Source organism: Roseovarius bejariae (assembly GCF_009669325.1).
Taxonomy (GTDB): Bacteria; Pseudomonadota; Alphaproteobacteria; order Rhodobacterales; family Rhodobacteraceae; genus Roseovarius; species Roseovarius bejariae.
In genome coordinates, this window is the sequence record NZ_SZWE01000001.1 from 2,557,970 (window position 1) to 2,584,291 (window position 26,322).

At 60.5% G+C, this 26,322-nt stretch carries 24 protein-coding genes; 18 read left to right on the forward strand and 6 right to left on the reverse strand.

Annotated elements, in window-relative coordinates:
* Positions 1-14: 14 nt before the first annotated feature.
* From rpsK to FDP25_RS12380, 10 genes are all read left to right on the forward strand, one after another.
* Positions 15-404, forward strand: a complete 390-nt coding sequence (rpsK, locus tag FDP25_RS12335) for a 30S ribosomal protein S11 (RefSeq protein ID WP_154152133.1) — start codon at positions 15-17, stop codon at positions 402-404.
* A gap of 113 nt (positions 405-517) precedes the next feature.
* On the forward strand, positions 518-1,534 hold the full coding sequence (locus tag FDP25_RS12340; RefSeq protein WP_154152135.1) for a DNA-directed RNA polymerase subunit alpha: 1,017 nt from the start codon (positions 518-520) through the stop codon (positions 1,532-1,534).
* Positions 1,535-1,717: 183 nt separating this feature from the next.
* On the forward strand, positions 1,718-2,143 hold the full coding sequence (gene rplQ, locus FDP25_RS12345; RefSeq protein ID WP_154152137.1) for a 50S ribosomal protein L17: 426 nt from the start codon (positions 1,718-1,720) through the stop codon (positions 2,141-2,143).
* A gap of 123 nt (positions 2,144-2,266) precedes the next feature.
* A complete protein-coding gene (locus tag FDP25_RS12350) occupies positions 2,267-3,646 on the forward strand; it encodes a trypsin-like peptidase domain-containing protein (RefSeq protein ID WP_154152139.1) in 1,380 nt (459 codons plus the stop codon).
* Positions 3,647-3,649: 3 nt separating this feature from the next.
* On the forward strand, positions 3,650-4,957 hold the full coding sequence (locus FDP25_RS12355) for a replication-associated recombination protein A (protein ID WP_154152141.1): 1,308 nt from the start codon (positions 3,650-3,652) through the stop codon (positions 4,955-4,957).
* 313 nt (positions 4,958-5,270) lie between these two features.
* The gene (locus FDP25_RS12360) at positions 5,271-6,881 is read left to right on the forward strand and encodes an ABC transporter substrate-binding protein (protein ID WP_154152143.1); all 1,611 of its coding nucleotides are present in this window, start codon (positions 5,271-5,273) and stop codon (positions 6,879-6,881) included.
* Positions 6,882-7,186: 305 nt separating this feature from the next.
* The gene (locus FDP25_RS12365) at positions 7,187-8,797 is read left to right on the forward strand and encodes an ABC transporter substrate-binding protein (protein ID WP_154152145.1); all 1,611 of its coding nucleotides are present in this window, start codon (positions 7,187-7,189) and stop codon (positions 8,795-8,797) included.
* Positions 8,798-9,004: 207 nt separating this feature from the next.
* On the forward strand, positions 9,005-9,961 hold the full coding sequence (locus tag FDP25_RS12370) for an ABC transporter permease (RefSeq protein WP_154152147.1): 957 nt from the start codon (positions 9,005-9,007) through the stop codon (positions 9,959-9,961).
* A gap of 15 nt (positions 9,962-9,976) precedes the next feature.
* Entirely contained in the window at positions 9,977-11,038 is a 1,062-nt protein-coding gene (locus FDP25_RS12375) for an ABC transporter permease (RefSeq protein ID WP_154152149.1), read from the forward strand.
* Positions 11,039-11,044: 6 nt separating this feature from the next.
* Positions 11,045-12,727 (forward strand): ABC transporter ATP-binding protein, encoded by a 1,683-nt coding sequence (locus tag FDP25_RS12380; RefSeq protein WP_154152151.1) that lies wholly within the window; start codon positions 11,045-11,047, stop codon positions 12,725-12,727.
* A 445-nt stretch (positions 12,728-13,172) separates the two neighbouring features.
* On the opposite strand, the gene carB is transcribed toward FDP25_RS12380, so the two are convergent.
* The gene (gene carB, locus FDP25_RS12385; RefSeq protein WP_154152154.1) at positions 13,173-16,472 is read right to left on the reverse strand and encodes a carbamoyl-phosphate synthase large subunit; all 3,300 of its coding nucleotides are present in this window, start codon (positions 16,470-16,472) and stop codon (positions 13,173-13,175) included.
* On the opposite strand from carB, the gene FDP25_RS17075 reads away from it, so the two are divergent.
* Positions 16,435-16,662: a hypothetical protein gene (locus tag FDP25_RS17075; protein WP_172982709.1), complete on the forward strand. Its 228-nt coding sequence runs from the start codon at positions 16,435-16,437 to the stop codon at positions 16,660-16,662. The genes carB and FDP25_RS17075 overlap by 38 nt on opposite strands.
* On the forward strand, positions 16,659-17,783 hold the full coding sequence (locus FDP25_RS12390) for an aminodeoxychorismate synthase component I (RefSeq protein ID WP_154152156.1): 1,125 nt from the start codon (positions 16,659-16,661) through the stop codon (positions 17,781-17,783). The genes FDP25_RS17075 and FDP25_RS12390 overlap by 4 nt, the downstream gene beginning before the upstream one ends.
* Position 17,784: 1 nt before the next feature.
* On the opposite strand, the gene FDP25_RS12395 is transcribed toward FDP25_RS12390, so the two are convergent.
* Positions 17,785-19,014: an SAM-dependent methyltransferase gene (locus FDP25_RS12395; RefSeq protein ID WP_154152157.1), complete on the reverse strand. Its 1,230-nt coding sequence runs from the start codon at positions 19,012-19,014 to the stop codon at positions 17,785-17,787.
* A 248-nt stretch (positions 19,015-19,262) separates the two neighbouring features.
* Between FDP25_RS12395 and aspS the strand changes: the two genes are divergently transcribed.
* Together aspS and FDP25_RS12405 are read left to right on the forward strand one after the other, a co-directional pair.
* The gene (aspS, locus tag FDP25_RS12400; protein ID WP_154152159.1) at positions 19,263-21,047 is read left to right on the forward strand and encodes an aspartate--tRNA ligase; all 1,785 of its coding nucleotides are present in this window, start codon (positions 19,263-19,265) and stop codon (positions 21,045-21,047) included.
* 5 nt (positions 21,048-21,052) lie between these two features.
* On the forward strand, positions 21,053-21,781 hold the full coding sequence (locus tag FDP25_RS12405; protein WP_154152162.1) for a GNAT family N-acetyltransferase: 729 nt from the start codon (positions 21,053-21,055) through the stop codon (positions 21,779-21,781).
* Here FDP25_RS12405 and FDP25_RS12410 read toward each other — a convergent pair whose 3' ends face one another.
* On the reverse strand, positions 21,782-22,507 hold the full coding sequence (locus FDP25_RS12410; RefSeq protein WP_154152164.1) for a response regulator: 726 nt from the start codon (positions 22,505-22,507) through the stop codon (positions 21,782-21,784).
* A gap of 150 nt (positions 22,508-22,657) precedes the next feature.
* On the opposite strand from FDP25_RS12410, the gene mce reads away from it, so the two are divergent.
* Together mce and FDP25_RS12420 are read left to right on the forward strand one after the other, a co-directional pair.
* Entirely contained in the window at positions 22,658-23,062 is a 405-nt protein-coding gene (gene mce / locus FDP25_RS12415; RefSeq protein ID WP_154152166.1) for a methylmalonyl-CoA epimerase, read from the forward strand.
* Positions 23,062-23,349, forward strand: a complete 288-nt coding sequence (locus FDP25_RS12420; RefSeq protein ID WP_154152168.1) for a DUF1467 family protein — start codon at positions 23,062-23,064, stop codon at positions 23,347-23,349. The genes mce and FDP25_RS12420 overlap by 1 nt, the downstream gene beginning before the upstream one ends.
* A gap of 228 nt (positions 23,350-23,577) precedes the next feature.
* Here the strand turns inward: FDP25_RS12420 and FDP25_RS12425 are convergent, their stop codons facing one another.
* On the reverse strand, positions 23,578-23,994 hold the full coding sequence (locus FDP25_RS12425; RefSeq protein WP_154152170.1) for a MerR family transcriptional regulator: 417 nt from the start codon (positions 23,992-23,994) through the stop codon (positions 23,578-23,580).
* A 72-nt stretch (positions 23,995-24,066) separates the two neighbouring features.
* Here FDP25_RS12425 and FDP25_RS12430 point away from each other — a divergent pair, with 72 nt between their 5' ends.
* Entirely contained in the window at positions 24,067-24,699 is a 633-nt protein-coding gene (locus FDP25_RS12430; protein WP_154152172.1) for a cation efflux transmembrane domain-containing protein, read from the forward strand.
* Here FDP25_RS12430 and FDP25_RS12435 read toward each other — a convergent pair.
* Together FDP25_RS12435 and FDP25_RS12440 are read right to left on the reverse strand one after the other, a co-directional pair.
* Positions 24,696-25,391 (reverse strand): EI24 domain-containing protein, encoded by a 696-nt coding sequence (locus tag FDP25_RS12435; protein ID WP_172982796.1) that lies wholly within the window; start codon positions 25,389-25,391, stop codon positions 24,696-24,698. The two genes, FDP25_RS12430 and FDP25_RS12435, sit on opposite strands and share 4 nt — an antisense overlap.
* The gene (locus FDP25_RS12440; RefSeq protein WP_154152176.1) at positions 25,388-25,966 is read right to left on the reverse strand and encodes a nitroreductase family protein; all 579 of its coding nucleotides are present in this window, start codon (positions 25,964-25,966) and stop codon (positions 25,388-25,390) included. Before FDP25_RS12440 ends, FDP25_RS12435 begins: the two co-directional genes overlap by 4 nt.
* A 99-nt stretch (positions 25,967-26,065) precedes the next feature.
* On the opposite strand from FDP25_RS12440, the gene FDP25_RS12445 reads away from it, so the two are divergent.
* Positions 26,066-26,320: a DUF167 domain-containing protein gene (locus FDP25_RS12445; RefSeq protein ID WP_154152177.1), complete on the forward strand. Its 255-nt coding sequence runs from the start codon at positions 26,066-26,068 to the stop codon at positions 26,318-26,320.
* Positions 26,321-26,322: the final 2 nt, after the last annotated feature.

The window sequence follows — 26,322 nt, forward strand, 5'->3', positions numbered from 1 at the left end:
GGAGGGCTTGAGAAATGGCACGTGATACTCGTCGCACCAAGAAAAAGGTTTCCAAGAACATCGCCACCGGCGTTGCTCATGTGAACTCCTCGTTCAACAACACCAAGATCCTGATCTCGGACGTGCAAGGCAACGCCATCTCGTGGTCGTCCGCCGGCACCATGGGCTTCAAGGGCTCGCGCAAGTCGACCCCTTACGCCGCCCAGATGGCCGCCGAAGATGCCGGTCGCAAGGCACAGGATCACGGTATGAAAACTCTTGAGGTCGAAGTTCAGGGCCCCGGTTCGGGCCGTGAATCGGCGCTTCGTGCGCTGGCCGCCATCGGCTTCAACATCACCTCGATCCGTGACGTGACGCCGATCGCGCACAACGGCTGCCGCCCGCCGAAGCGTCGTCGGGTCTAAGCACTTTTTATTTGGTTGGGGCCGCGTGTTCTGCACGGCCCCAATCCGTCGTTTTAAACCTCGGGCGTTCCGGACCTTCGGACATGGGGCCGGGACAGGAATGGAGGGACCACATGATCCACAAGAATTGGGCCGAATTGATCAAGCCGACCCAGCTTGAGGTGAAGCCGGGCAACGACCCGCTCCGCCAAGCCACCGTCGTGGCAGAACCGCTTGAGCGTGGCTTTGGCCTGACGCTCGGTAACGCTCTGCGCCGCGTGCTGCTCAGCTCGCTGCAGGGTGCCGCCATCACCAGCGTTCAGATCGACAACGTCCTGCACGAGTTTTCCAGCGTCGCGGGCGTTCGCGAAGATGTCACCGACATCGTGCTGAACCTCAAGGGCGTTGCCCTGCGCATGGACGTCGAAGGGCCCAAGCGCCTCTCGATCAATGCCAAGGGCCCGGGTGAGGTCACTGCCGGTGACATCGCCGACAGCGCGGGTATCGAGATCCTCAACAAGGATCACGTGATCTGCCACCTCGACGAAGGCGCCGACCTTTACATGGAACTGACCGTCGGCACCGGCAAAGGCTATGTTGCCGCCGACAAGAACAAGCCCGAGGATGCGCCGATTGGCCTGATCCCCGTGGACGCGATCTATTCGCCGGTCAACAAGGTCAGCTACGATGTCCAACCCACCCGTGAAGGGCAGGTGCTGGATTATGACAAGCTGACCATGAAAGTCGAAACCGACGGTTCGATCACGCCGGATGATGCCGTGGCCTTTGCCGCCCGCATCCTGCAAGACCAACTGTCGATCTTCGTCAACTTCGAAGAGCCCGAGTCGGCCGGTCGTCAGGACGAGGACGAAGGTCTCGAATTCAACCCGCTGCTTCTCAAGAAAGTGGACGAGCTGGAACTGTCGGTCCGTTCGGCGAACTGCCTGAAGAACGACAACATCGTTTACATCGGCGACCTGATCCAGAAAACCGAAGCCGAGATGCTCCGCACCCCGAACTTCGGCCGCAAGTCGCTCAACGAGATCAAAGAGGTTCTCTCGGGCATGGGTCTGCACCTCGGCATGGATGTCGAAGACTGGCCGCCCGACAACATCGAAGATCTGGCCAAGAAATACGAAGACCAGTTCTAAGAATTTCGTGGGCCGTTTCGTACGACTCGTACGATCCGGCCCGCGGCACCCCCGAGTTTCGTACGAAACTCACGTACAAAACGTACGACTCGTACGAAACTTACCCCGGGCACCCGCCCCAAGGAGAGTCGGTGACACGCATCATCGGCCAGACAAAGCAAAACACAGCAAAGGACTAGAAAAATGCGTCACGCAAAAGGCTACCGCCGCCTCAACCGCACCCACGAGCACCGCAAGGCCCTCTGGGCCAACATGGCCGGTTCGCTCATCGAACATGAACAGATCAAGACGACCCTGCCCAAGGCGAAGGAACTTCGCCGCGTGGTCGAAAAGCTGGTAACCCTCGGAAAACGCGGCGATATTCACGCCCGCCGTCAGGCCGCGGCCCAGCTTAAGCAGGACAAGTACGTCGCGAAACTCTTCGACGTCATCGGCCCGCGCTACGCCGAACGTCAGGGCGGCTACGTCCGCGTCCTGAAGGCCGGCTTCCGCTACGGCGACATGGCCCCGATGGCCATCATCGAATTCGTCGATCGGGATGTCGACGCCAAAGGTGCCGCAGACCGCGCCCGCGTCGAAGCCGAAGAAGCGGCGGCAGGCGAAGAATAAGATATTGAAACCAAACGGTTTCTTTTCGGGCCCCTGCCAATTTGGCGGGGGTCTTTTTCTTTGCGGTTGCACTTTCCCGCCCGCCTTCGCATATCTTTGGGACATGGAATTGAAGGGGGTTTCATGCTCCGCGTCTTGATCATCCTTCTCATTAGCCTCAGCTCCCCGGCATGGGCCGAAACCCGCGTGCCCGGCTCTCAGGCCGAGATTTCCATGGGGTTTACGCCCGTGGTCAAGCGCGCCGCCCCCGCCGTGGTGAACATCTACGCGCGCCGGATCGTCAATGTCCGCTCAAGCCCCTTTGCGGGCGATCCGTTTTTTCAAAACCTTTTCAACAACTTCGGGGTGCCGCAACAGCGGGTGCAGAACTCTCTCGGCTCCGGCGTGATCCTCAGTGAGGACGGTATCGTCGTGTCGAATTACCATGTCGTTGGCGAGGCAACGGACATCCGTGTTGTCCTCAAGGATCGGCGCGAGTTCGAAGCCAAGGTCTTGTTATCAGACGAAGAATCCGACCTTGCGATCCTCAGGATGCAGGATGCGCCCAGCCTCCCCGCCCTCGAATTGCGCGATAGCGACACTGTTGAAGTGGGGGAACTGGTCCTTGCCATCGGCAACCCCTTCGGCGTCGGCCAAACCGTCAGTTCCGGTATCGTGTCGGGCCTTGCCCGCTCGGGCACAGCCACCGGCAATGCGCGGGGCTACTTCATCCAGACGGATGCGCCCATCAACCCCGGCAACTCGGGCGGGGCGTTGGTGGACGTGAACGGCCAACTCATTGGAATCAATACATCAATTCTAAGCCGGTCTGGCGGATCGAATGGTATCGGTTTTGCCATTCCTTCGGCCTTGGTGGCGCAATTCGTCGCCCAGGCCAAGGCCGGCAACAGCCGCTTTGAGCGGCCGTGGGCCGGCCTTTCCGGGCAATCCGTGACGGCTGACATGGCCGAAGGTCTGGGGCTGGACCGACCGGGGGGGATCATCATCTCCGAGGTTCACCCGGACAGCCCCTTCGCGGAGGCGGACATTCGCCCCGGGGACGTGATCACGCAGGTGGACGGTTTGCCGGTCAACACACCCGCAGAAATGATTTTTCGCATGTCCGTCAAGGGCTTGGGGGAAGAGGTCAAGCTAACCCATTACCGTGATGGGCACCGTGATGTGACACCCATCCGCTTGATCGCGGCACCAAACGAGCCCCCACGCGATCAGACAACCACCGGCAATGGCTCGGCAATTCCGGGTCTGACATTGTCCACTCTCAACCCTGCTGTGATCGCTGACTATGATCTGTCGCTGATGAGTGGCGGGGTTGTTGTCGATGATCCGGGGCAGGTAGGCGCGCGCGCGGGCCTTCGAAGGGGGGATATTCTTTTGTCCATCAATGGCTTGGCCCCCAAGGCAAGCCGTGAAGCCGTGGGCTTTCTGCGCGACGCGCGCAACCGTTTGGCCCTCGAGGTCCAGCGGGGATCGCGGCGTTTGGTCATGCGGTTTCGGCTTTAAGGGATGAGCGATCTTTTCGATCAGGCCCCTGACGCCATTCCCGACACCGCACCGCGCCCCTTGGCCGACCGCCTGCGCCCGAAAACCCTAGCGCAGGTGATCGGGCAGGAGCAGGTGCTTGGTGCGCAGGCCCCGCTTGGTGTCATGCTGTCCTCGGGCAGCCTGTCATCGCTGATTTTCTGGGGGCCTCCAGGTGTTGGCAAAACCACCATCGCCCGGCTTCTGGCCGATGAAACCGATCTGCATTTCGTTCAGATCAGTGCCATTTTCACTGGCGTTCCCGAACTGAAAAAGGTCTTTGAACAGGCCAAGCACCGTCGCGCGAACGGGCAGGGGACGCTTTTGTTCGTGGACGAGATTCACCGATTCAACAAGGCGCAGCAGGACGGGTTTCTGCCCCATATGGAGGACGGTACGATCCTTCTGGTGGGCGCGACCACGGAAAACCCCAGTTTCGAGTTGAACGCAGCCCTTCTGAGCCGCTCTCAAGTTCTTGTTCTGGAACGACTTTCCCTTGCCGATCTGGAACGCATGGCGCAACGTGCCGAGGCCGAACTTGGCCGTGCCCTGCCGCTGGACGGTCCGGCGCGCGAGGCGCTTTTGGAAATGGCCGATGGCGATGGCCGCGCGCTTTTGAACCTGATCGAACAGGTCGCGGCGTGGCAGGTGGATGGCAAGCTGGATACCGAGGCCCTGACGACCCGGCTAATGCGGCGGGCGGCGAAATACGACAAGGGCGGGGATGAGCATTACAATCTGATATCTGCGCTGCACAAATCGGTGCGCGGGTCCGATCCGGATGCAGCACTGTATTGGTATGCCCGGATGCTCACCGGCGGTGAGGACCCGCGCTATTTGGCGCGCCGGATCACCCGGATGGCGGTTGAGGATATCGGCCTTGCCGACCCGCAGGCACAAACCGTTTGCCTGCACGCTTGGGAAACCTATGAGCGTCTGGGAAGCCCCGAAGGCGAATTGGCCTTGGCGCAGGCCGTGACCTACCTCGCCCTCGCGCCCAAATCCAATTCTGGCTATGCCGCCTACAAGGCGGCCATGCGAGAAGCCAAGAAAACCGGCAGTGAGCCACCCCCCAAGCATATCCTGAACGCGCCAACCAAGCTGATGAAAGATCAGGGTTATGGCGATGGCTATGCCTATGATCACGATGCCGAGGATGGGTTCTCGGGGCAGAACTATTTCCCGGACGGCATGACCCGACCGGCCCTTTATCAACCGGTTGAACGTGGGTTCGAACGCGAATTGAAGAAGCGACTCACCTACTTTTCCAAGTTGCGCGCACAGCGATCATAGGCGCGTTACAGGCGATTTCACTTCTCGTCACGGTAGTACACTTGTTTTTTTCCGACACTGGTTTCCAGCCGATCAGAAGGTCGTTTTGCCTGATTATACGGCTGAATTCACGCCATTCTGGCATCAATCACTGGAATCTAAAAAAAATTTGAATAGCCAAGCTATAGGGTAGAAGGCTGCCGGATTTCGTGTTTTGTTACCTGTATGTCGCATTTAGGCTACCGGTCTACGCAAAGGGAAGGGAAGCTTTGCAGGAGAGACACATTCTGACAGCTCCAATCAGCGAACAAGACCAAATTAACAGGGATAAAACATGACAAAGGTCAAAGATCAGTTACTCATCGACCGGCTGGCGGATGCCGCCCGCAACGGCAAGATTTCGCGCCGGTCATTCATGCACTACTCGATGGCGGCGGGCATGACCGCTTCGGCCGCCACGGGGCTCTGGACCACTCAGGCTCAGGCGCAGCCCAAGCGGGGTGGCACCTTTAAGGTGGGCATGCATGACGGCAATTCGTCCGACACCCACGACCCGGGCCAGTATGTCTCGCGCCAGCAGATCTATCTCGCCCACCAGTATCGCAGCTATCTGACGTTGATTGAGCCCGACGGCACGCTCGGGCCGGACCTTGCAAGCGACTGGTCAGCCAACGAAGACGCCTCGGTCTGGACCTTCGAGATCAACCCGAACGCGTCGTTCCACAGCGGCAATCCGGTGATGGCAAAGGATGTGGTCGCATCGCTCAACCACCACCGCGGCGAGGAGTCGACCTCGGCGGCCAAATCGCTGCTGTCCTCGGTGACCGACGTGACGGCCGATGGCGATCACACGGTCGTCGTTTCTCTGGAAAGCGGCAACGCCGACCTGCCTTGGCTGATGACCGACTATCACCTTGCCATCTGCCCGGCCAATGACGACGGCAGCATCAACTGGCAGTCGGGCGACGGTTCGGGCCCCTACAAGATTGATCAGGGGGAGTGGGGCGTCGGCTGGAAGCTCAGCCGTCATGACGGCTGGCACCTCGAGGGCGCCTATTTCGATAATGTCGAGATGCTGGTGCTCAACGACCCGAACGCGCGCCAGACTGCACTGGTCACCGGCGATGTTGACGCGGTGTCGCTGATCGACATCAAAACCTCGGCGCTCTTGCAGCGCGATCCCAACATCGCCGTGGAGAACGTGCCCTCGGCGGCCGCGATCACAATGCCGATGTTCTGTGACACCGCGCCGTTCGACGATGTCAACGTGCGCAACGCGCTCAAGTTGTCCATCGACCGCAACGAGATCATCGAGAAGATCGCCTTCGGCGCGGCCACCATCGGCAACGACTTCCACCATTCGCCGGCCCAGCCTTATTGGCCCGACGATATTCCGCAGCGCGAATACGACCCTGAGCAGGCCAAGTCGCTGCTCAAGAAGGCGGGGATGGAGGACCTTACGGTCAGTATCTCTACGGCCGACAGCTTGTTCTCGGGCGCCGTCGACATGTGCGTGCTTTACGCCGAGCAGGCAAAGCAGGCCGGCATCACCGTCAATGTCATACGCGAGCCCAACGACGGGTACTATTCCGACGTTTGGTTGAAAAAGCCGTTCTGCGCGGTTTCCTGGGGCGCGCGCCCCACGCCGGACGTGATGTATACTCTGGCTTACAAGGCCGATGCGGACTGGAATGAAAGCCGTTGGAAGAACGAGCGGTTCAACGAGTTGCTGCTACAGGCCAAGTCCGAACTCGACGACAGCCTGCGCGCCGAGATGTACCGCGAAATGGGTATGATCGCCCGTGACGATGGCGGCACGATCATCCCGATGTTCAACAACTTCGTCTACGCGCGGCGCAGCAATGTGATGCATGGCGAAAACCTTGCGGCAAGCTGGGAGCTGGACGGTGCCCGCGCGCCAAGTCGCTGGTGGTTCTCGTCCTGATCGGATGTCTGAAGATTATCCACTCCGGTGCGGTTGGCGCCGGGGTGGGATCGGCGCTTCGCGGCCGCGATTCTCCGAGCGCGTCTCGTGCGTGTGGGCCCTAATTCACAACGGTTCCCGATGTGCCTTCCCAACCAAAATTCGCTTTGAACACAGCAAGTAAAGGGTAGAAGTGTTTCGGATTTCGTGTTTTGATATTAGCGTGTCGGTTTCAGAACACTCACCTTGTGCAGAGATAGGAAATCCTTACCCGGCGCATGCAAAAAAAGATCACCATGATCAAAAAAATCCTCCAGGGAGACAATATGACCAACAAAGACAACCAAATTCTGATCGACCAGCTGGCCGATGCCGCCCGCGACGGCAAGATTTCGCGCCGGTCGTTCATGAACTATTCCATGGCGGCCGGGATGACCGCGTCGGCCGCAACCGGCCTGTGGGGCACCTCGGCCAAAGCCGCGCCTAGCCGCGGTGGGACGTTCCGTCTTGGTGCGCACGACGGCAACACCGGTGACACCCATGATCCCGGCACATACGTCACCTTCTCGATGATCCAGGTGGCGCATACTTTCCGCTCGTACCTGACCCTGATCGAACCCGATGGGTCGCTTGGCCCGGATGTTGCGCAAGAATGGAGCGCATCGCCCGACGCGAAGGAATGGACCTTCGTGATCAATCCGAAGGCCACCTTCCACAGCGGCAAGAAGGTCACGGCGGACGATGTCATCGCCTCTATCAACCACCACCGCGGCGAAGATACCACGTCGGCGGCGGCGGCGCTCGTTTCGGATGTCGAAGAGCTGGTCAAGGTCGACGACATGACCGTCACCTTCAAACTGGCTAGCGGCAACGCGGACCTGCCGTGGCTGATGACCGACTACCACCTTGCGATCTGCCCGGCCAATGACGACGGCACGATCGACTGGAAGTCCGGCGACGGCTGTGGCCCGTACAAATTGGTCGAAACCGAATTCGGTGTGAATTACCGCTTTGTGCGTCATGAAGACTGGCACCTTGAAGGCGCCTATTTCGACGAGTGTATCGTGACGGTTCTCAACGATCCGAACGCACGTCAGACAGCACTTGTTACCGGCGATGTGGATGCGGTGACGCAAATCGAATTGAAAACCCTGTCGCTGCTGCAACGTGACCCGAATATCGAAATCGACAACGTGCCGTCGGCGGCTGCGATCACCATGCCGATGTTCTGCGACGTGGCGCCCTTCGATAACGTGGATGTACGCAATGCTCTCAAGCATTCGATCAACCGTCAGGAGATCATGGACAAGATCACCTTCGGGACGTCGACGATGGGCAATGATTTCCACCATTCGCCGGCCATGCCGTATTGGCCCGAGGGCCTTGAGCAGAACGACTATGACCCTGACAAGGCCAAGTCGCTCCTCAAAAAGGCAGGTGCCGAAGGTCTGAGCACTGAAATCAGTGTCGCTGACTCCGTTTTCTCGGGTTCGGTCGACATGTGCGTTCTGTTCGCAGAGCAGGCCAAGGCGTCCGGCATCAATATCTCGGTCAAACGTGAGCCGAATGATGGCTACTACTCGGACGTCTGGCTGAAAAAGCCGTGGTGCGTTGTGCAGTGGGGCGCACGTCCGACTCCGGACGTGATGTACTCCTTGGCCTACAAGGATGACGCGGCATGGAACGAAAGCCACTGGCAGAATGAGCGCTTCAACGAGTTGCTCCTCAAGGCCAAGGCCGAGCTGGACAATGACCTGCGTGCCGAAATGTACCGCGAGATGGCGATGCTGGCGAAAGATGATGGCGGAACGATCATCCCGTTCTTCCCGAACTTCGTTTATGCCCGTCGCAGTAACGTGAAGCATGGTCCGGATCTGGCGGCAAGCTGGCAAATGGACGGCGCGCGCGCTTGTAGCCGCTGGTGGTTCGAAGGCTAAGCCAACATTCTCCGGCCCGGCGCAACCCCTGCGCCGGGCCTTTTCACTGCCTCGTCGTACAACGGTCGCCAACAGGGCCGCGACAAGGCCACAAGCCCGAACCGGAACGATCTACGTTCAAGCGTTCAATGGGCATAAGAACTGTTACGCCGCTTGTGTTCGGCCTTATGGCGGCCCGGCACACGGCACAACAGCAGGAGGGAACAGATGGGAGACATTCTAGGGCTGGTAGGTAAACGGCTCGGTCTCGGATTAATCATCCTATTCGTGATTTCGATCATTATCTTCTTCATGGTCGAATTGCTGCCGGGTGACATCGCTCAGGCGGTTCTGGGACAAGGCGCTACCGAAGAAAACCTGGCCGCATTGCGTAAGCAAATGGGCCTCGATCAACCCGCCATCGTGCGGTATCTGGACTGGCTTTCAGGCGCAGTCTTTTTGGATTTCGGCAATTCGATCGTCACCGGCGAACGTGTGAGTGCCGTGATCAGTGAGCGTTTCATGAATACGCTTTTCCTTGCGGCCTACGCTGCGGTAATCGCCGTACCGGTGGCCATCATCCTTGGTGTCGTTGTCGCGCTGTTGCGCAACTCGATCTTCGACCGGGTGGCAAACGTGGTCACGCTTAGCTTCATTTCATCGCCCGAGTTCTTCCTCGGCTATATCCTGATCCTCTTCTTCGCAGTGAAATGGCAAATGTTTCCCGCGATTTCGAGCCTCAGTGAAGGTATGAGCCTTGGCGAGTTGTTGGTCAGGACCTTCCTACCGGCACTGACGCTGGTTCTGGTGGTCATGGCGCATATGATGCGGATGACCCGGGCGGCGATCATCAACCTTCTGGCGTCCCCCTATATCGAAATGGCGCGCCTGAAAGGGACTCCGCCGTGGAAAGTGATCGTCAAGCACGCCCTGCCGAACGCATGGGCCCCGATCATCAACGTTGTGGCACTGAACCTCGCCTACCTGATCACCGGCGTTGTGCTTGTGGAGGTGGTGTTCGTCTATCCCGGTATCGGTCAGGCTCTGGTCGATGCGGTGTCGAAACGTGACTTCCCCGTGGTGCAGGCTTGCTGCCTGATCTTCGCGGCAACCTTCATCCTGCTCAATCTCGCAGCGGATGTCGGCGCCATTCTCACCAACCCGCGTCTGCGGCATCCGAAGTAAGGGGAGTAGAAACAAATGAGTCTATTTGTAATCGGATACTACGCCTTGCTTCTGGCAGTTTCCTGCCTGGCGGCGTTTTACAACAAACGGCAGATCTTCATGGTGGCCTTCGGGCTGACGATGGTGTCGTTCCTTCTGGGAATCATCGGCGGAACGGCTGCCCTGAAAGGCGTCGCGATCTGCGCGGGTCTGCTTGGGCTGGCGGCCATGGTGTCATATGCCTTCCGTGAGTTCATGATCCAGCTCGCCTCGGATGATCTGGCAAAAGAACTTCGGACGGCGCCGATGACGGCGGCCTTCGGGATGTTCGTGATCTTCACCTACATCATCATGGGGGTTTTCGCGCCATGGATCGCACCGCACGGTGAGGCCGAAGTGATCGCGTCTGCCTTTGCGCCGCCGGACGCGAACATGCTTCTCGGCGCCGACCAGTTGGGCCGCGACATGTTCAGCCGCATCATCTATGGCGCGCGTAACTCGGTTGGCCTTGCCTTGGCTGCAACCGTGGCTGCCTTCGTGTTGGGTGCGCTTGCCGGCCTTCTGGCCGCTACAAAGGGCGGCTGGTTCGATCAGTTCATGGGCCGGGTGGCGGATGTGATCATGTCGATCCCCTCGCTTATTTTCGCCCTGCTTATGCTGTCGATTTTCGGCCCGCATATCCATGTGATCGTGATCGCGGTTGCCGTTATCTATGCACCGCGCGTCTTCCGCCTGACACGGGCGGTGGCGGGCAACGTGGTTGTCATGGACTATATCGAAGCAGCCAAGTTGCGGGGTGAGGGGACATGGTACCTGATCCGGCGCGAAATCCTGCCGAACTCAACCGCGCCTCTGGTGGCGGAATTCGGCTTGGAGTTCTGCTTTGTGTTCCTGCTGGTCGCGGGCCTGTCGTTCCTTGGCCTCGGCATCCAGCCGCCCACGGCGGACTGGGGCTCGATGGTGCGGGAAAACGCAACCCTGATCTCATTCGGTGACATCACACCCCTGATCCCGGCGGCGGCGATTGCCCTGCTGACGGTTGGGGTCAACTTCGTGGTGGACTGGATGCTGCATCGTTCCTCGGGACTGAAGGAGTAATCGACAATGCTTAAAAAGAAAGAAGTCCTGCTGGAAATCAAGGACCTGCAAATTCAGGGCTATTCCGATGAAACCTGGGTCGACATCATCAAAGGTGTCGATCTGACCCTCCACCGCGGTGAGGTTCTTGGCCTCATCGGGGAATCGGGCGCCGGGAAATCCACCATTGGTGCAGCGGCCATGGGCTATGCACGTGACGGGACGCGAATCTCGGGCGGGTCGATTGAATTCGACGGGATGGAACTGACAACGGCAAGCGAGGAAGAAAAGCGCAGTTTGCGCGGACATCGTATTGCCTATGTGGCGCAATCCGCCGCGGCGTCGTTCAATCCCGCGCATAAGATCATCGACCAGCATACCGAAGCGCCGCTTCATTACCGCTTGAAAAAGCGGACCGAGGCGCAAGAAGATGCGATGGAGCTTTACGAAAAGCTGCGTCTGCCCAATCCGCATGAGATTGGCTTTCGGTATCCGCACCAGGTTTCGGGCGGGCAGTTGCAACGTGCCATGACAGCCATGGCCATGTCGTGTCGGCCCGACCTGATCATCTTCGATGAACCGACGACGGCGCTTGACGTGACCACCCAGATCGAGGTGCTGGCCGCGATCCGCGACATCGTGGACGAATACAACACCGCCGCCATCTACATCACCCACGACCTCGCGGTCGTGGCGCAGATGGCCGATACGATCAAGGTGCTGTTGAAGGGTGAGGAGGTCGAAGAGGCCCCCACCAAGGAGATGCTCGACAACCCGCAAGAGGATTATACCAAGTCACTCTGGGCGGTTCGTAGCTTCAAGCGTCCGCAAAAATCGCGGCCCAAAGATGCGACTCCGCTTATTTCGGTACGTGGTGTGGATGCCTCCTATACCGGCGGTGAGAAGGTTCTCGATGACGTCAGCTTTGATGTCTACGAGGGGATGACCGTTGCCGTTGTGGGTGAATCCGGGTCCGGCAAATCCACGACGGCGCGTGTGATCACGGGTCTCTTGCCGCCTTCCAAGGGGGAGGTTCTATTCAAGGGCGAACCTTTCCCGCCCGATTACCGGAACCGCACCAAGGACCAGTTGCGCCAATGCCAGATGATCTACCAGATGGCCGATACCGCGCTGAACCCCAAGGTGCGAATTTCGGAGATCATCGGCCGGCCGGCACAGTTCTATTCCGGCCTCAGTGGTGCGGCGCTCAAGAACCGGGTGGACGAACTGCTTGATCTGATCGAGCTTGAGCCATCCCAGTTCTACAATCGCTATCCACCTGAACTGTCGGGCGGGCAGAAACAGCGGATCGGGATCGCCCGGGCCCTCGCGGCAGAACCCACCTTTATCGTCTGCGACGAGGTCACCTCGGCGCTTGACCAACTGGTGGCGGAAGGTATCCTGAAACTGCTTGATCGACTCCAGAAGGAGCTGAACCTGGCTTACATGTTCATCACCCACGATCTGGCCACTGTGCGCTCGATTGCTGACGAGGTGGTGGTCATGCAGCATGGTAAAGTCGTGGAGCAGGGGCCCAAGGAAGAGATGTTCAAGCCTCCGCATCATCCCTATACCGATCTGCTGCTCAGCTCGGTGCCCGAAATGGACCCGGAGTGGCTGACGACTCTGCTGGAAGAACGGGGCGTGGACAACGTGGGCGATGCAGCCACGGCGCAAATCGACCCGAACGATCCGAAGATCAGCGGCTGATATACGCAATGTGAAAATGAAAGCGGCGGATGGTTTTCTAACCATCCGCCGTTTCTATTTCGTGCGGTGTGCAACCGGGGCAGGGAGGAGAGGCCCGGTTTAAAGTGCCCTGGATCAGGTGATGGACATCGCGCTGAACACCATCGTCGCCACGATGATGCCGTACACGATGAGGACCGCCGGCCAGGAAGCACTGTGCATACGCAATTCGCGGTTCAGTTCGTCGCGGGTCATATTGTCGGCCTCCTGAAGGTTTGAGGTTGCGGTTATCCGGGCGTTACTGCGTCCGTAACTTGCAAATAATGGATTTTTTCCACCGCGCAATCTTTTTTCTGCTAAAAATCTATGCACCATTTGCAATGCCGAATGCGCCGGACGTCATGGCTGACACCCGGCGCAGGTTTTCGACATTCCGTCGTTTCAAATCGACTTAACGCGGCATGTTTTACGCGTTCGGTCCTTGCAACGGCATCACCTGCAATTCCCCTTCCAGCCGCGCCTTGATGGCTTGGGCGGCGGCATGGGCGCCCGCGGCGGTGGTGAAATAGGGGATCTTGTCATAAAGCGCGACCGAACGAATCTCGCGGCTGTCTTCCACCGCCTGCGCGCCTTCGGTGGTGTTCATGACCAGCGTGATCTGCCCGTCTTTCAACATATCCACGATGTTCGGGCGGCCTTCGTAGACCTTGTTAACCACGTCGCAGTCAATCCCGTGCTCACTGAGGAAACCCGAGGTGCCGCGGGTCGCAACGATGGTAAAACCCATCTCGACCAGCAGGCGCGCGGTGTCGACCAATTGGTCGGTCTTGTCCGCATCCTTGATCGAGAAGAACACCTTGCCGCCCTCGGGCAAATCCGCACCGGCGCCCATCTGCGCCTTCAGGAACGCCCGCGGGAAGGACACGTCCCACCCCATCACCTCCCCGGTCGAGCGCATCTCGGGCCCGAGGATCGTGTCGACGCCGGGGAAGCGCGCAAACGGCAGCACCGCTTCCTTGACCGAAAACCATGGCATATTCGGATCGGCCAATGTCATCTGGTCGGCCATCGGCAGGCTGCCGGGCATTGCGCCTTCGGGATAGGCTCCGCGATGCGGGAAGGCGTCCATTTTCTCGCCCGCCATCAGGCGCGCGGCGATCGAGGCAATCGCGCTGTCGGTGGCCTTGGCCACGAAGGGCACCGTGCGGCTGGCGCGCGGGTTCACCTCGATCAGGTAAATATCGTTGTCCTTCACGGCGAACTGCACGTTCATCAACCCCTGCACGTTCAGCGCAAGGGCAAGCGCCTCGGTCTGGCGTTTGATCTCGGCAATCGTTTCAGGGCACAGCGAATAGGGCGGCAGCGAACAGGCGCTATCGCCCGAGTGAACGCCAGCCTCTTCGATGTGCTGCATGATGCCCGCCACATGCACGGTTTTCCCGTCACACAGGGCGTCCACATCGCATTCGATCGCGCCGGATAGGTAGCCATCCAGCAGAACCGGGCTGTCCCCGGACACCACGACCGCCTCGGCGATATAGCGTTCCAGATGCGCCATGTCGCGGACGATTTCCATCGCCCGTCCGCCCAGAACGTAAGACGGGCGAATAACCAGCGGAAACCCAATTCCTTCTGCGATTTCAAGGGCTTCTGCATCCGAATGGGCAATGCCGTTCGACGGTTGCTTGAGCTTGAGTTGATTGACAAGCGCCTGGAACCGCTCGCGATCCTCGGCCAGGTCAATCGCGTCCGGTGACGTGCCCAAGATCGGAATGCCCTCGGCTTCCAGATCATTGGCCAGCTTGAGGGGCGTCTGCCCGCCGAACTGCACGATCACCCCATGCAGGGTGCCGTTTTCCTGCTCGACCCGCAGGATTTCCATCACGTGCTCGAATGTCAGCGGCTCGAAATACAGACGATCCGAGGTGTCATAGTCGGTCGAAACCGTCTCGGGGTTGCAGTTGACCATGATCGTCTCATAGCCCGCGTCGGTCAGCGCGAAACAGGCATGACAGCAGCAATAGTCAAACTCGATCCCTTGGCCGATCCGGTTCGGCCCGCCACCCAGAATGACCACCTTCTTGCGGTCGCTGGGGCGTGCTTCGCATTCCACGTCGCCCATCATCGGGGCTTCGTACGTGGAATACATATAGGGTGTTTGCGCCTCGAACTCGGCGGCGCAGGTGTCGATCCGTTTGAAAACGGCCGTCACCCCTTTGGCATGGCGCGCGCGGCGCACATCGGCTTCGGTAAAGCCGGTCAGCTTGGCAAGGCGGGCATCGCTAAAGCCCATCATCTTGAGCTTGCGAAGACCGGCCTCGTCACTGGGCAGGCCGTTGGTTTTCACCTCCTCTTCGGCCTCCACGATCTCGCGGATACGCGACAGGAACCAAGGATCAAAGGCGGTGGCGGCCTGAATCTCGTCGTCGCTCAGCCCCTCGCGCATGGCCTGCGCGATGGTCCGCATCCGGTCGGGGGTCTGTTCGCTGATCGCCTTGATCACGGCGGCCTTGTCGGGCGCGCCGGGGATGTCCACCTCGTCAAAGCCGGTCAGGCCCGATTCCATCGACGACAGGGCCTTTTGCAACGATTCGTGGATCGTCCGGCCAATCGCCATGGCCTCCCCCACCGATTTCATCGCCGTGGTCAGCTTGGGTTCCGAGCCGGGGAATTTCTCGAAGGCGAATTTCGGGATCTTGGTGACGACATAATCAATCGTCGGCTCAAAGCTGGCCGGCGTCACCTTGGTGATGTCGTTGTCCAATTCGTCCAGCGTGTACCCCACGGCCAGTTTCGCGGCGATCTTGGCAATCGGGAAGCCCGTCGCTTTTGACGCCAAGGCAGAAGAGCGGCTCACACGCGGGTTCATCTCGATCACAACCATGCGCCCGTCTTCGGGGTTGATGGCCCATTGCACGTTCGAACCGCCGGTTTCCACGCCGATCTCACGCAGCACGGCGATACTGCCGTTGCGCATGACCTGATATTCCTTGTCGGTCAGCGTCAGGGCAGGGGCCACGGTGATCGAATCGCCGGTATGCACGCCCATCGGATCGACGTTTTCGATGGAGCAGACGATGATCGCGTTATCCGCTTTGTCGCGGACGACCTCCATCTCGTATTCCTTCCACCCCAGAAGCGACTCGTCGATCAGGATCTGGCTGACGGGCGAGGCATCGAGGCCCGATTTGCAGTAATGCTCGTAATCATCGCGGTTATAGGCCACGCCGCCGCCGGTGCCGCCAAGGGTAAAGGCGGGGCGAATGATCGCCGGAAGGCCGACATGTTCAAGCGCCTCCATGCACTCTTCCATGTTGTTGGCGATGGTGGCCTTGGGGTTCTCGATGCCGAGTCGATCCATCGCCTCGCGGAACAGCTTGCGGTCCTCGGCCATCTCGATGGCCTCGCGGTTGGCGCCGATCAACTCCACCCCGAATTTCTCCAATACGCCCATGTCTGCCACGGCCAAAGCGGTGTTCAGGCCGGTTTGGCCGCCCATCGTGGGCAACAGGGCGTCGGGGCGCTCTTTCTCGATGATCTTGGCGACGGCCTCGGGGGTGATCGGCTCGATATAGGTGGCATCGGCCAGCCCCGGATCGGTCATGATCGTCGCGGGGTTGGAGTTTACGAGGATGACGCGGTATCCTTCCTCGCGCAGGGCTTTGCAGGCCTGTGCGCCGGAATAGTCGAACTCGCAGGCTTGGCCGATAATGATCGGGCCCGCCCCGATGATCATGATGGACGAGAGGTCTGTTCTTTTCGGCATGGTGATCCCCGGGCAGCTGATTGGGCGCATCGCCAGTATGGGTGCGCGCAAATTGATGGCGGTTATATCCATCATGCGCAGGCTTGCAAGGGGGATCGCAAATCTTGAACGAATGGCCGCTTTTGTGGGTGTCATTCGGACTATGGCGGATTACATACCGCCAGATCGCAACGGGAAACACGGCATTTGAAGATTCGGTTCGATAATGGCCCCAAGGCCGCCGCCTGCCGTTTCGCGCATCCGCGCGAAATGATCGTTGCGCATGAGGTCGCACAGGTGCCCGCCGCCCTTGAAGCCCTCGATGCCGCCCAAGGCGCGGGCGGATGGCTTGCTGGGTTTGCCAGCTACGAACTGGGATTCGCGTTGGAGCCCCGGCTTGAACCGCTCATGCCCAAAGACCGCCGCCTGCCGCTCCTGCAATTCGGGGTTTATGACGCCCCCGAAGACGCGCCCGACCTCATGCACGGGCCTGCCAGCCTGCACCGTTTCCAACCCGGCTGGCGCAAGGCGCAATACGCGCAAGCCTTTCAGACGGTGCATGACTATATCTGCGCCGGTGACATCTATCAGGCGAACCTGACTTTCCCGCTGTTCCTGCGTACGAAAGGCACGGCGCAGGCACTCTATCATGCGCTGACACAGGTGCAGCCCGTCCGATACGGTGCGATGATCGAGGCCGAGGGGCTACCCGCGATCCTCTCACGCTCGCCCGAGCTTTTCTTCCGCACCAAACCCGATGGCCGGATCGAAACCCGCCCCATGAAGGGCACACAACCGCGAAGTAGCGACACGAACGAAGACACCCGTCGTAAGGCCTTCCTGCAAACGGACGAGAAAAACCGCGCCGAAAACCTGATGATCGTCGACCTTCTGCGCAACGACATCAGTCGCATCTGCGAGGCCGGAAGCGTCAAGGTGCCGGAACTCTTCTGCGTCGAAAGCTATGAAACCGTGCATCAGATGGTCTCGCTCATCACCGGGCAGATGCAGGCGGGCACCGGGTTGGGCGACATCTTCCGCGCGTTGTTCCCCTGCGGCTCCATCACCGGGGCACCGAAACTGCGCGCCATGGAAATTCTTGCCGAACTCGAAGGCGCGGCGCGCGACATCTATTGCGGCACCATCGGCTGGGCGGCCCCCGATGGCACGTCGGAATTCAACGTGGCGATTCGCACGCTGATGCTTGAGGGGGATGAGGTCCGCCTCAACGTGGGCGGCGGCGTGGTCTACGACAGCACCGCCGACGCCGAATACGAAGAGGCGCTCTGGAAGGCCCGCTTCGCCCGGGCTCTTACCCCCGCCATCGCCTGATCTATTCGGCGGCGTGGCGCATGTCCTCCACAGGGGCAGGATAAAGGTAATCGCGCGTCAATGGCACCGCGTCCTGCTTGGGCGATAGCTGGAACTGGAACACCACTTGCCGATTGAACCGAAAGGTCAATTCGCAGGCAATCAGGTAATACCGCCACATCCGGCAAAAGCGTTCATCATACAGCGCGCGGGCCTTGTCGATATTCGCCATGAACCGATCATGCCAGTGCTTGAGGGTCTCGGCATAATGCAGCCGCCAGATTTCGATATCCGTCGTATATAAATCCTGCCCTTCGATGGCATGGGTCGCCTCGGACAGCGCCGGCACATAGCCGCCGGGAAAGATGTACTTGGCGATCCACGGGCTGGTCACACCCGGGCGCTCACACCGTCCGATGGTATGGATCAGGGCCACGCCGTCATCCCGCAGCCTTTCGCGCACATTGCGGAAATACTCGCCGTAATGCGGCACGCCCACATGTTCGAACATGCCGACCGAAACCACCCGGTCGAACCTGTCCTCAACATGCCGGTAATCCATCAATCGAAAATCCACCCGGTCCGACAGGCCCGCCGCCTCGGCCCGGGCCCGTGCCATGGCGTGCTGTTCACGCGACAAGGTTACGCCCACCACGTCCACCCCATAGTCCTGCGCAAGCGTCAGGCCCATACCGCCCCAGCCACAGCCGATGTCCAGAACCCGCATTCCCGGCTCAAGCAGGAGTTTCCCGGCGATATGCTGTTTCTTGGCCGCCTGCGCCTCTTCCAATGTCATGTCCGGATCACGGAAATAGGCGCAGGAATACTGCCGGTCTTCATCAAGAAAGAGGTCATACAACTCCCCCGACAGGTCGTAATGATGCGCGACATTGGTCTGCGCGCGCCCCACGGGGTTGAACTGTCCCAAGGACCGCAGCAAATGCCGCCCAACTTCCAGCGGACGCCGAAACCACGGTTGCCCACTCGCCGCAATGTTGCGAATGGCCAGCCCGAGGAACCCGTAAAGGTCATCACCCTCGATGGTCAGGCGGCCATCCATATAGGCCTCCCCCACCGCCATGTCGGGCGAAATAACGATTTTGCGCGGTAGCGTCGGGTCATGCAGGCGCACCGCAACGGCCTCTCCCTTGCCGTCGCCATACCGGCGCGTCTGTCCATCGGGATAAGTTATCGTCAGTTCACCACGACGAAAAAGATGCCGCAGCATCCCGTCCAAGGCCTTGATCCACATGTTTCACCCCCTATTTCCCGCGCCCACACGGCGCACTCAATTTGGCGATGCGAAACCTGCCGATTGTCACGCCGGATACCCCGGCGACTGCTCGTGACGTGTATTTTTGCCGAAAAACCTCATTTCTGTAAATGTTTTTGGTCAATGATGCTGACTTGCGCGGTGCCCCGCCCTTGACTTTACCGCCCTGCCAAGGTGTATCGGCGCGGACCACAAGACATACCCGTAACGGGCCCTGAGAGGACACCATGCACGCATATCGCAGCCACACCTGCGCCGATCTGACGAAATCCAACGTGGGTGACACAGTCCGCCTGTCCGGCTGGGTCCACCGTATCCGCGACCACGGCGGGGTTCTGTTCATCGACCTGCGCGATACATACGGCATGACACAGGTGCTTTGTGATCCCGACAGCCCGGTGTTCGCCGAGGTCGAGGGCGTCCGCTCGGAATGGTGCATTCGCATCGACGGCGAGGTGAAAGCCCGCGACGAAAGCCTCGTGAACCCGAAAATCCCCACCGGCGAGATCGAGGTGTTCATCCGCGACATGGAGGTTCTGGGCAGCTCCGAGGAACTGCCCCTCATCGTCTTCGGCGATCAGGAATACCCCGAGGAAACCCGCCTCAAGTATCGCTACCTCGACCTGCGCCGCGAGGTGATGCAAAACAACATGGCCCTGCGCTCGGACGTGGTGGCCTCGATGCGCCGCCGCATGTGGGATAAGGGCTTCCGCGAATACCAAACGCCGATCATTACGGCCTCAAGCCCCGAAGGCGCGCGCGACTTCCTCGTGCCGTCCCGCCTGCATCCGGGCAAGTTCTATGCCCTGCCGCAGGCCCCGCAGCTGTTCAAGCAGCTGATCATGGTCTCGGGCTTCGACAAGTATTTCCAGATCGCGCCCTGCTTCCGCGATGAAGACCCGCGCGCCGACCGCTCGCCCACCGATTTCTACCAGCTCGACATGGAAATGAGCTTTGTCGAGCAACAGGATGTTTTCGACACGATTTCTCCCGTTATCGCCGGTGTGTTCGAGGAGTTTGGCGGCGGCCGCAAGGTGGACGCGCCACAAGACTGGCCGCAAATCCCCTATAAAGAGGCCGCGCTGAAATACGGCACCGACAAGCCCGACCTGCGCAACCCGATTGAGATGCAGGACGTGTCCGAGCATTTCCGCGGCTCGGGCTTTGCCATCTTCGCCAAACTGCTGGAGCAAGACGGCACCGAGATTCGCGCCATCCCCGCCCCCACCGGCGGCAGCCGCAAATTCTGCGACCGGATGAACAAATTCGCCCAACAAGATGGCCTGCCCGGCATGGGCTATATCTTCTGGCGTGAGGGCGAAAACGGCACCGAGGCCGCAGGCCCCCTTGCCAAGAACATCGGCCCCGAACGCACCGAGGCGATCCGCCAACAACTGGGCCTTGACAAAGGCGACGCCGCCTTCTTCCTTGGCGGCAAGCCCTCGGCCTTCGAACGCGTCGCCGGCAAAGCCCGTGACGTCATCGGCGAGGAGTTGAGCCTCACCGACACCGACCGTTTCGCCTTTGCCTGGATCGTCGATTTCCCGATCTTCGAGAAAGACGACGAAACCGGCGAGATCGACTTTGAACACAACCCCTTCTCCATGCCGCAAGGCGGGATGGAGGCGCTTGAATCCGACCCGCTCAGCGTCAAAGGCTTCCAATACGACCTTGCCTGCAACGGTTACGAACTGGTCTCGGGCGCAATCCGGAACCACAAGCCTGACATGATGCTCAAAGCGTTTGAGATCGCAGGCTACGGCGAGGACGAGGTGAAAAACCGCTTCGGTGCGCTGTTCCAAGCCTTCCACTACGGCGCTCCGCCCCACGGCGGCTGTGCGGCAGGCATCGACCGGATCGTGATGCTGCTGGCGGATGAACAGAACATCCGCGAGGTCATCATGTTCCCGATGAACCAACGCGCCGAAGACCTGATGATGAACGCGCCCTCCGACCCCACCAGCGACCAGTTGATGGAACTCGGCCTGCGCGTCATCCCGCAGGACGACTAAGGCCCATGGACCAAAGCCGCCCCGTTGGCCCCCCGGTGCCCGATTGGACACCACCGCCCGTGCCAACGGGCGAGGGGCTGTCGGGGCGCTACGCGCGGCTTGAGCTGCTCGATGCCGACCGTCACGCGGCGCTGCTGTTCAAAGCCTTCGACGGGCATGACGAGGTCTGGACCTATATGCCCGACGGCCCCTTCGCCTCCGCCGCGCAGTTTCACCGCTGGATGCGCGAGGCCACGGCCCGCGACGATATCCTGTTCTATGCCATCTGCGATGAAACCACCGGGGAGTATGGCGGTTTCGCCTCCTACCTTCGGATGAAACCCGCCGCAGGCTCCATCGAGGTGGGCTTCATCGCCATGGCGCCGCAGCTACAGCGCACCCGCGCCGCCACCGAGGCGATCTACCTGATGATGAAATGGGCCTTCGAGGCGGGGTATCGCCGTTTTGAGTGGAAATGCGACGCGCTCAACGCCGCCTCGCGCCGGGCCGCGCAACGCCTTGGCCTGAGTTACGAGGGAATTTTCCGGCAGGCCACCGTCTATAAAGGACGCAACCGCGATACCGCGTGGTTTGCCGCCATCGACAAGGAATGGCCCGCCCTGAACGAGGCATTCCAGTTCTGGCTGTCCCCGGCCAATTTCGACGAAACCGGCACGCAACGCGAACGCCTGAGCGACCTCACCAGTCTCGTCCGGGCCGCCAGCGATCCGGCCCAGGCCCGCCAGCGCCCATAATCAACTCATCCGCGCCTGCGGTTGATGCAGCCGTTCCTGCACAAGCCCCGCGATCCGCGCCGCCACCTCGCGTGTCCCGCGCCCGGCCTCGCGCAATTGCGCCAGATCGTTCGCGGCACTGGCAAGGGGCCCATCCTCGGCCGATCGCGCGACACCGCCCAGAAACTGCGCCACATAGTCCATCATCGGCCCGTCGCCGTGATCTTCCAGAAGGGTCGCGGCATGGGCCATATCGTCAAGATAGGCCACGGGGTCGGGTTCGATCACCTCGTCGCACAATGCACGCGGCCCGCTAGGCTGGAACTCGTTCGGCATATGATCCAGAAGCGCCTGTTGGAACGTGGCAAGGCTGGCCATGGGTTTGTCGAAAAACCCATCCGCCCCGGCCGCCGCAGCCGCACTCGCCCCGGTGCCATCACCGCTCATTCCCATGATGATACCGACGCGTGGCACCGCCGCATTCAACTCCGCGATCAGTTCAAGCCCCGACCCATCGGGCAACCCGTGGTCAATGATCACCGCCGAAGGGCGGTAGACCTGCAAATGCCGCCGCGCCGAGGCAAGGCAATCGGCCCGCCGGATGCGCGCCCCGCTGCGCAAACACATCAGCCGCAGCGCCTCACAGGCATAAAGGCTGTCTTCTACAACGAGGATCGTCATCCCCAGCAGGGGGCGCCGTGCCGTCGGTGTGCGTTGCGGGCTGAATGCGTCCTCAAGATCTTCCATCGATCCGATCCTCTTTGTTGCGGTCCATGTCCAGAGGCTATCCAAAGAATGGCTAACGACGGGTTAATCATGCGGATGCGGCCCCCTGTCGCTTGTCAGACGCGGGTCGCACCCCCATAACGTGGCGCAAACCATACGAAAGGATTCACCATGATCGGACGTCTCAATCACGTCGCCATCGCCGTGCCCGACCTCGAAGCCGCCGCCGCCCAGTACCGCAGCGCGCTGGGCGCCAATGTGGGAGAGCCGCAGGACGAACCCGATCATGGCGTCACGGTGATCTTCATCGAACTGCCCAACACCAAGATCGAATTGCTGTATCCCTTGGGGGATGACAGCCCGATCAATGGCTTCCTCGAAAAGAACCCGTCAGGCGGTATACATCACGTCTGCTACGAAGTTGACGACATCCTTGCCGCCCGGGACCAGCTCAAGGAAAGCGGCGCCCGCGTGCTGGGCAACGGTGAGCCCAAGATCGGCGCCCATGGCAAGCCGGTGCTGTTCCTGCATCCCAAGGATTTCCAAGGGACCCTCGTGGAGCTGGAGCAAGTCTGATGAGCATCGCATCTGCCATCGTTCTGTTCCTGGTGATCTGGTTCATGACCTTCCTGATCGCCCTGCCGATTCGAATCCAGACGCAGGGTGAGGCGGGTACGACCGTGGAGGGCACGCACGCGGGCTCCCCCGAACAGCATCACCTGCGCAAGAAAATGATCATCACCACCCTGGTCAGCATCGTGCTCTGGATCATCATCGGCGGTACGATCCTGTCGGGTGTGATCTCGGTGCGCGACATCGACATGTTCGACCGGATGGGGCTGCCCTCAAGCGCGACGGAATAACCGGATTGAGCGCGCCTGTGGCGCGCCCTCTATGTCTCGGCCTTTGCCTTCGGCAAAATCCTCGGAGGCCTCCGGCGGGGGTATTTCGGCCAAGAAAAAACCATGCAGGAGAAATGGCTTTTTCTTGGTTCAAAATACCCCGGGGAGTTTGAGGGGCAGCGCCCCTCATTCCGGGAAAGACTGTGCGGCGTCAGCCGCGCCTTTTGAAACGCCGTGCGGTTGACGAACTCAATGTTCCCCGCCGCAAAAGCCATGGTCGGCCAATGAGGCCAGAACGTAGCAGTCGCTGGAGGGCCCATCGCCATCGCAGCCCCCGACAATCCGCTCAAGTTCGCTCTCCAGCTTGCGAAGTCGGCTGATTTTGCCGCGTACGGCCTCCAACTGTGCCTGCGCCATGGCGTTCGCCTCGCCGCACGATCGGTCGGGATGTCCCTGCAACTCGATCAAGGCGCGAATCGCCTCGATGGAAAAGCCCAGGTCGCGGGCGTGCTTGATGAAACCAAGCTGCTCCAACTCCCCCTCGCCATAGCGCCGCTGGTTGCCCTCCGTCCGTCCGGGGGCCGCAATTAGGCCCATCTGCTCGTAATATCGGATGGTGGGCACCTTGACCCCGGTTCGTTTCGACAATTGACCGATTGAAAACATCGCAAAATCCTCTTGAACCTCTAGTTGCTATAGAGATTACATTGCGCCTGAGACAAACGAAAGGGGGGCCATATGGCCGGATGTTGCGGACATGACGCCAAGTTCGAAGGGGTGTCGCAAGATTACAAGCGCAGGCTCTGGATGGTGATCGCCATAAACGCGCTGATGTTCGCCGTGGAAATGGGCGCGGGCCAGATGGCCGGGTCACAGGCCCTCAAGGCCGACGCGCTCGACTTTCTGGGTGATGCGCTGACCTATGGTATCTCGCTGGCCGTGATCGGGGCCTCGATTCGGGTACGCACAACCGCGGCCCTTGCCAAGGGCCTCAGCCTTTTCGCGATGGGCGCCTGGGTGTTCGGCTCCACGCTTTACCGGGTGTTCTACATCGGGGTGCCCGAGGCCCAGATCATGGGTGTGATCGGGGTTATGGCGTTGGCTGCCAATCTGGCCAGTGTCCTGCTGTTGCTGCCTTACAAGGATGGCGATGCCAATGTGCGGTCGGTCTGGTTGTGTTCGCGCAATGATGCCATCGGCAACATCGCCGTGATGATTGCGGCCCTTGGCGTCTGGGGCACCGCCACCGGCTGGCCCGACCTTATCGTTGCCGGGATCATGGCCGGGCTTTTCCTGTCGTCATCTGTCCAGATCATCCGCCAGGCACTCGAAGAACGCAGGCATGAAGAATCCGGGGAAACCTGCGCCTAACCGTGCTTTGCCTTCAGGCGATGGTATAGGTGGGTAAAGGTCGCCGCCCCGATGATCGGCACGATCAGGTTCAGGATCGGCACGATCAGGGGCAGGGCCATCAAAACCCCTGCCGCCCAGATTACCGCGCCATGTTTCCGGCGCATCGCCTTGGCCCCGGTGCGCCCTTCGCGGCGCATGGCCGCCAAGGTGAAATATTCGCGCCCCAGAAGGAATCCGTTGAGCGCGAAAAACACCGGAAGGCCCGCGATGGGCAAAATCATAGTCAGGACAAGCGCCACGATATTGGCCACGATCAACACCCCGAAGGCCGCCAATCCGTCGCGAATCTCGTCGCTCAGAGGCGGGCCCTTGACCTTGGGCAGGGTCGGGTAATGCCGGTCTTCCACCGCATCGGCCACCTCGTCGAGGAACATCGACACGAAGGCCGATGCCACGGGCACCATCAGGAACACCGACAGCCCGATCATCAGCGCGACAAAGGCCCAGCTCAGAACGTTATCCACCCACTGCACTTCGCCCAGCAAGGGAAGCGTCACCGCATCCCCCACCATCCAGCCGACCCCCCAGACCAGCACCGCGGTAATCGCGGCCAGCAACCCAAGGGTCAGCCCAATGCCCCGCCAGAATACCTTGCGGAACCGACGATCGCCGATTTGCCCGAGGGCTTTCAAAAAACTCGTGAAAATCATTCCGATACCCATGTCGTGATCGTGTCCATGTCGGGGCGGGGGCGATCGGGCGGGGTGGTGGTTTCGGTTCCGATATGGATGAACCCGGCCGCCCGCTCATGCGTTTCAAGGCCAAGCCCGGTTTCCAGGAATCCGCGGTCATGGCTCGGCCACCCGCTCAGCCAATTTGCGCCCCAACCGCTGGCTAGGGCGGCATTGAGAAGCGCCAAGCAGACGCCTCCAACGGCATAAGTCTGTTCGATGGGCGGGATTTTCTCGGAGGGTTTTTGTACCTCGATCACCGCAACGGCCAGATGGGCAGAATCGAACTGAACCCGGGCCTTTGAAATATCCGCCTCATCCCGGCCAAGGGATTTGCCGCGCGCCTCTACCACCTCGGCCAGCCGTTTCAGGGCAGCGCGCTCCAGCACGATGAACCGCCAGGGTTCCAGCTTGCCGTGATCGGGGCTGCGCGCCGCGGCGGTCAGCATCGGTTTCAATGCGTCGCGACCCGGTACCGGGGTGGTCAGCGTCTTGGCGGGCCGCGACCGGCGCGACAAAAGAAAATCCATAACTGGCTGGTTCGGTGCAGGCATATGACCCCCTAAAGATTGCTCTGGATATGTCGGGGCAGGGGCCCGCCGGGTCAACCCCCAACCTCTGGCACATCGGGCCATGCCGGGGTATGACCCCCCATGGCCGACACTCCGCTTGCCCATCTTGCCCAATCGGGCACACAGATTGCCGTGCGCGTCACCCCACGCGCCTCGCGCAACCGTATCACGCAGGACGAGGGGCAAATCCGCGTCTACGTCACCACCGTTCCCGAAGACGGCAAGGCCAATGCCGCCGTGCAAAAACTGCTGGCCAAGGCGCTGGGCGTGCCGAAATCGCGCCTCACGCTGATCCGTGGCCAAACCGCCCGCGACAAGACCTTCGTGATCGACTGACG